Below are 6,087 nucleotides of genomic sequence, written 5' to 3'. Positions count from 1 at the left end.
CGCATCATCGCCGTGACCAGTGGCAAGGGCGGCGTCGGCAAGACGTTCGTGTCTGCCAACCTGGCTGCAGCCCTGACCCGCCGAGGCCAGCGCGTGCTGGTGCTGGATGCCGACCTGGGCCTCGCCAACCTGGACGTGGTGCTCAACCTGCACCCCAAGATTACGCTGCACGACGTCTTCACGGGCAAAGCCACGCTGGAAGAGGCCGTGATCCGCGCGCCGGGCGGGTTCAATGTGCTGCTGGCAGGCTCGGGCATGGTCGAGTACTCGCGCCTCACACCCGAGGTGCGCAACCAGTTCCTGAGTGTGATCCAGGCCTTGACCCCGCAATATGACGTGGTGCTGCTGGACACCGGCGCGGGCATTTCAGATGTGGTGCTTTTCTCGATTTCGCTCGCATCTGAGGTGCTCATCGTGGCAACGCCCGAGCCTACGTCGCTGACCGATGCCTACGCCGCCATCAAGGTGCTGGCCATGCAGCAAAAGCGGCAGCATGTGCGCATGGTCATCAACCAAGCCGCGCGTGCTGGCGACGGACGGGCCATCACCAGCCAACTGCAGCAGGTGCTGGACCGTTTCGTGAGCACCGAATCCGGCCGCCCGATGCGTTTGATCCATATGGGCGACATTCCGGCCGACCCTACAGTGCGCGATGCGGTCATGCGCCGCCAACTGCTGTTGCTGCAGACGCCCGGTTGCCCGGCCGCGCTGGCCATTGCCCAGCTGGCCAACAAGATTGAAACCACGCTGCTGACTGCAGCGGCCTGACGCCGTCGGGAGCCTGATGGGCGGTATGCACCGCCCCTGGTGCTTTGCCCGCGCGATAAGGCCGCCATCCTGATGCGCGGCGAAGGCCTCTCTCAGATGCACCAACTCCAAAGCGGACTTCGTTTGGGGAGCTTTCAGCACAGAAATCATTCCCGCAGGCTGGCTGGCATCGCCAGATCGGTGATGCCGCTTCCGCCGTTTCGATCCTCACGGCGCAGAATATCCGTGCACATGGCTAACGGACGCTGGCGACATCCTGAGCAGCGTGCGCGGGTTGCGTCTGGCCCGCGACTTCCGCTACGCGCATCTTAGTGGCCGCGGCTACGGAAACCCCGGCGACAACGCCGGACGCGTCACGCTGCTGATGGATGGCTAGGCCGCACCCGATGGTGGTATCGGGTAGTCTCTGCAATCCTGGCGTGGTGTCCACGGACGCCAGCGACGCAAGTCTGCAGCCCTTGTCTTGCTTACGCCTTGAAGCGGCGCTCCGGCAGCGGAATCCGCTCGGCATCGCCCGGCACCTGGCCCATGGCGTCGTTATCCCAGTCGCGTGCGGCCTGCACGATGCGCTCCTTGCGGCTGGACACAAAGTTCCACCAGATGTGGCGCGGCGCGTCCAGCGGATCTCCGCCAATCACCATCAAGCGCACCGCACGTTCGGCGGGCGCCGCCAGTTGCAAGGGCTGGCTTGGCTCCAGCACCAGCATCGACTGGGATGCCAGCGCCTGGCCGTTGACATCTGCCGGGGCATCCACTGCGTATACCGCCATCTCGGGAACCAGTGGAGGTATCTCCAGCGTGGCGCCAGCAGGCATCTGCACGTCCAGGTACAAGGTGCGCGAGGAAGTCGCCACAGGCGACGAGTGGCCAAATGCATCGCCGATGAGCACCCGCACCGTGGCGTCCCCCACCCGCACCTGCGGAATGGCGGCAGCGGGTGTGTGCACGAACGAGGGATCGGCCTCCTCCTGAGCCAGCGGTAACGCGGCCCACAGCTGGATGCCGTGGTTCACGTAAGGCCGGTCGGCCAGGTTTTCCGGGCGACGCTCGGAATGCACGATGCCCCGACCGGCCGTCATCCAGTTGATGGCGCCAGGCTCGATCTGCTGCACGTAGCCCAGGCTGTCGCGGTGCATGATGGCGCCAGAGAACAGATAGGTCACCGTCGCGAGGCCAATGTGCGGATGGGGCCGCACATCGTGGCTTTCGCCTGGTGCCACCGTCACTGGACCGAAGTGGTCGAAAAACAGGAATGGTCCCACAGCCGTGCGCTGCACGGCGGGCAGCAGGCGGCGAACGGTGAAGCCGCCTCCCAGATCCTTGGCCTGGCCCTTAAGAGGCAGAAAGCTGGGGGTATCGCTCATGGTGCGCGCTCCACCGAGGTGCTGATCTCGGTTGTCACGGTAGTCATCAGCTTGTGCACAGGGCATTTCTGCGCCACGGTTTCCAGCTCGGCGATCTGGGCATCGGTGAGGTCACCGCTTACCTGCAGCCGCGTCGCAAGGCGGTAGACGCCCGAGCGCTCAGCTGACGCGTCGCGCTCAACCACCGTCTGCACATCTTCCACCGGCAAGCCCTTGCGGCGCGCGTACCACAGCACCGTGAGCGCCTTGCAGGCCCCCAGTGCGGCGTCATACAGGTCGTGCGGGCTGGGACCGCTGTCGGTACCGCCCTCATCCACACTGCCATCGGCCACGAGGTCGTGCGCGCGGATATGCACGGTCTGGGCCATGGGCGCGCCGGGGACGCGCCGCAATTCAACTGCCATGGGGTGTTCTCCTGGTTGTACTGGGGCGCGCCACTGTAGCGCCAAAAGTGGGCTGAACCGATCTTGAACAGGTTCTCAACGATCGAGGCGGCGGGCCACATCGGCCACACGCTGGCCAAACTGGCGGCCGGTCTCCAGGTCGCCAGGGAACATCTCCGTGGCCGAGGCGTCGGACGGCGACTGCGCCATGGCGCCACTGAACGAACCGATCCAGTTCATATCGTTGCGCGTGGCGGCCTTGGAGTTGGCCGGCATCATGCCGTTGCCCACCCACAGGCCGCCGTGCTGCATGGCCAGGTGGAACAGGTAGTCCAGCGTGATCTGCTTGTCGCCATTCGTGCTGGCACTGTTGGTGAAGCCTGCGAACAGCTTGTCCTTCCATGCCTGGCTGAACCAGGGCTTGGACGAGGCATCGGCAAATTTCTTGAACTGCCAGCTGGGGCCTGCCATGTAGGTGGGCGAGCCAAAGATGATGGCGCTGGCGGCAGCCAGCGTCTCCCAGCCGCCCTCGGGCAGGTTGCCCTCGGCATCAATGGCGACCAACTGGGCGCCCGCGCCCTCGGCCACGGCTTGCGCCAGGCGTTGTGTATGACCATAACCCGAGTGGTAGACAACTGCGATCTGTGCCATGAGAAAACTCCTGTTGAAACGATGAGGGAACGACGAAAGGAAAAAAACCAGTGCGGGCGGATTGAATGCCAGAACCTGCAGCCCGGCGGGCTGCAGGCCCGTTCAGTCACACGGGCCGGATCAGCGGCCCGCGCGGCGTGCGTCCAGGCTCCACGCGCCCGCGCCGAAAGCCGCCAGTGCCAGCAAGCCGCCGGTCACACCCACGTTCTTGAAGAACATGAGTTGCTGCATCATTTGCTTGTCAGCGGGCAGACTCCAGTAGGCGTGAAAGAAGAAGCTGGCCACGAGCGTGAACAAAGCCAATGCCAGTGCAGCGAACCGGGTGCCCAGGCCGAAGATCAGCGCCAGGCTGCCCAACACTTCGACAGCTGCGGCCACCGCGGCCGCCACGGTGGGCATGGGCAGCCCCACAGACGTGATGTAGCCCACGGTGCCGGCAAAGCCGGTGAGTTTGCTGATGCCGGCAGGCAGAAACAGGGCAGCCAGCAGCAGGCGCGATGCCAGGGCCAGGGGGTTTTGCAGGGATGCGAACATGGTGAAGAACTCCTGAGTGAAGGGGTTGAGAAACAAACGATCCAGAGATCAGGCGGCCAGGTCAAACACCAGCACCTCGGCGTCGTGGCCATCGGTCAACGACAAGGTGGTTTCCTTTTCCATCAACACCGCATCGCCACCCGACAGGGCCTGGCCGTTGGCCATCAGCACGCCACGCACCAGGTGCACATAGGTCTTGCGGGCGGGGTTCAGCGCCAGGGTGACTTTTTCAGCGCCGTCCAGCAGGCCTGCATACAAGGCCGCGTCGGCATGAATCTTCACCGAGCCCTGGGCGCCATCGGGCGAGGCCACCAGTCGCAAGGCTCCGCGCTTTTCGGCCTCGGCAAAAGTCTTTTGCTCGTAGCCCGGCGGGATGCCGCGCACATTGGGCTCAATCCAGATCTGCAGGAAGTGCGTCGTCTGGCCCGCTGCATGGTTGAACTCGCTGTGCTGCACGCCCGTCCCGGCGCTCATGCGCTGCACGTCGCCTGGCGGAATGGTCGCGACGTTGCCCATGCTGTCCTTGTGGGCCAGTTCGCCCGACAGCACGTAGCTGATGATCTCCATGTCGCGGTGGCCATGGGTGCCAAACCCGGTGCCCGGCGCAATGCGGTCTTCGTTGATGACGCGCAGGTTGCCAAAGCCCATGTGGGCAGGGTCGTAGTACCCGGCGAACGAGAAGCTGTGGAAGGAATTGAGCCAGCCATGGTCGGCATGGCCCCGGTCTTGCGATTTACGAACAGTCAGCATGTGAGTGCTCCTTTCAAGACTCGACTTTAGGACCGCAGCCCCCTCCACGGGCACAGGTGGATTGATGGCATTGTTCAAATAATATGAATTAACATGGCATCACCATGCAAAACGCCCGCGATGTCCTCACCCCGGATGCACTCACCATGCTGCAGGTGATTGCAGAGGCTGGCAGCTTTGCCGCCGCGGCACGTCAGCTGGGGCTCGTGCCAAGCGCACTCACCTACCGCGTTCGCCAGATCGAAGACGCGCTGGACGTGCTGCTGTTTGACCGCAGCGCCCGCCAGGCCCGCCCCACCGAGGCGGGAGTTGAACTGCTGCGCGAGAGTGCCCGCCTTCTGCAAGACATCGATGCAGTGGCCCACCGCGTGCGCCGTGTAGCCACTGGATGGGAGCCGCAGCTGACGCTGTCTGTCGACGGAATCATCTCGCCTCATACCATGCTCGAGTTGGTAGAGGCTTTCTACGCCATGCACCCCCCCACACGGCTCAAACTGCGCGACGGCATCATGACCGGCACGCTGGAGGCCTTGACGTCGGGCCGCGCCGACCTTGCCATTGGTGTGTCGGTGGCGGGTAGCAACGTAGCCGGGTTGCAGCAGGGCCTGCTGGGGGATGTGCTTTTCATTTACGTCGTGGCGCCCCACCATCCTCTGGCCTCTGCCCCTGAACCCATCTCGGATGCCACCTTGCTTGAGCACCGTGCCGTGGCCGTGGCGGACTCGGCCACGCGCGGCGGCGCCACAATGGGCCTGCTGGGCGGACAGGATGTCATGACGGTAGACACCATGCAGGCCAAGGTTCAGGTGCAACTGCGGGGCCTGGGTGGCGGGTTCCTTCCCGAGTCCATGGTGCGCCCCTATGTGGAGGCTGGCCGCCTCGTGGTGCGCCGCGTTGCCCGGCCCGAGCGCAATGTGCGCGTGCACTACGCCTGGGGCGGACCGGGATTCACCGCGCCGGGCCGTGCGCTGCAGTGGTGGTTGAACCAACTGCAAAGCCCCGCCACACGCCGCGCCCTGCTGGAAAACCACCATCATTTCTGACCCAGCGCACGTGTAGCCACGCTGGCGCACGTGTAGAGTGGTCACCGTTGGTTCCGCACTGCATTTCACCTGTCGACCGTCACCGAAAGGTCTTCCATGAGCACCATCGATCCCCAGCCCGCCAAACGTCTGCGACGCACGACCGCACCAACGCCCGCGCCAGCTGCGCCCCGCCCTACCACGCATTCGGGCAAGCCCCAGCGCCATTTCGCCATCATCGGCGCCGGCATGGCCGGCGTGGCCTGCGCCCGCACCCTGACGCAGGCAGGGCATCGTGTGACAGTGTTCGAAAAGTCCTCTCAGGCCGGTGGCCGCACCGCGACCATCGATTCGCCTTTTGGCAACTTTGACGCGGGGGCGCAGTACTTCACCGTGCGCGACCCGCGCTTTGCGCGCGCCATCGACACCGTGCCCGGCATCTGCAAGCGCTGGAGCGCCAACTCGGTCCAAGTACTGGACGCCGCGGGGCGCGTGGCCGCCGTCGGCCTGCCCCACCGCGAAGCGCATTGGGTGGCCAGTCCCGGGATGCAATCCTTGGTAGTGACCTGGGCAGCGCCGCTGCAGCAAGCCGGGCAGCTCGTCACCGACACCCGT

General features: G+C 64.9%; 8 protein-coding genes. 3 read left to right on the top strand and 5 right to left on the bottom strand.

The annotated features are described in order from the left end of the window. A partial coding sequence (locus MRY84_RS10370) for a MinD/ParA family protein (protein ID WP_291505653.1) occupies nt 1-768 on the top strand: 768 nt, incomplete at its 5' end. Between the two features lie 467 nt (nt 769-1,235). Here the strand turns inward: MRY84_RS10370 and MRY84_RS10365 are convergent. From MRY84_RS10365 to MRY84_RS10345, 5 genes are all read right to left on the bottom strand, one after another. After that, on the bottom strand, nt 1,236-2,132 hold the full coding sequence (locus MRY84_RS10365; protein ID WP_291505652.1) for a pirin family protein: 897 nt from the start codon (nt 2,130-2,132) through the stop codon (nt 1,236-1,238). Continuing rightward, the gene (locus MRY84_RS10360) at nt 2,129-2,536 is read right to left on the bottom strand and encodes an OsmC family protein (protein WP_291505651.1); all 408 of its coding nucleotides are present in this window, start codon (nt 2,534-2,536) and stop codon (nt 2,129-2,131) included. The genes MRY84_RS10365 and MRY84_RS10360 overlap by 4 nt, the downstream gene beginning before the upstream one ends. Before the next feature lie 75 nt (nt 2,537-2,611). Further along, entirely contained in the window at nt 2,612-3,166 is a 555-nt protein-coding gene (locus MRY84_RS10355) for a flavodoxin family protein (protein ID WP_291505650.1), read from the bottom strand. 120 nt (nt 3,167-3,286) lie between these two features. Further along, a complete protein-coding gene (locus MRY84_RS10350; RefSeq protein WP_291505649.1) occupies nt 3,287-3,700 on the bottom strand; it encodes a DoxX family protein in 414 nt (137 codons plus the stop codon). A 48-nt stretch (nt 3,701-3,748) separates the two neighbouring features. Then, nucleotides 3,749-4,450: a pirin family protein gene (locus tag MRY84_RS10345; RefSeq protein ID WP_291505648.1), complete on the bottom strand. Its 702-nt coding sequence runs from the start codon at nt 4,448-4,450 to the stop codon at nt 3,749-3,751. Nucleotides 4,451-4,554: 104 nt separating this feature from the next. On the opposite strand from MRY84_RS10345, the gene MRY84_RS10340 reads away from it, so the two are divergent. Continuing rightward, the gene (locus MRY84_RS10340) at nt 4,555-5,493 is read left to right on the top strand and encodes a LysR family transcriptional regulator (protein ID WP_291505647.1); all 939 of its coding nucleotides are present in this window, start codon (nt 4,555-4,557) and stop codon (nt 5,491-5,493) included. A gap of 96 nt (nt 5,494-5,589) precedes the next feature. Then, nucleotides 5,590-6,087, top strand: a 498-nt coding sequence (locus MRY84_RS10335; protein WP_291505646.1) for an FAD-dependent oxidoreductase, incomplete at its 3' end; no start/stop codon positions are given.

The organism is Acidovorax sp. (assembly GCF_022763525.1).
Taxonomy (GTDB): Bacteria; Pseudomonadota; Gammaproteobacteria; order Burkholderiales; family Burkholderiaceae_C; genus Acidovorax.
The sequence above is the reverse complement of the archived record's forward strand: the minus strand, read 5'-3'. Positions and strand labels throughout refer to the sequence as shown.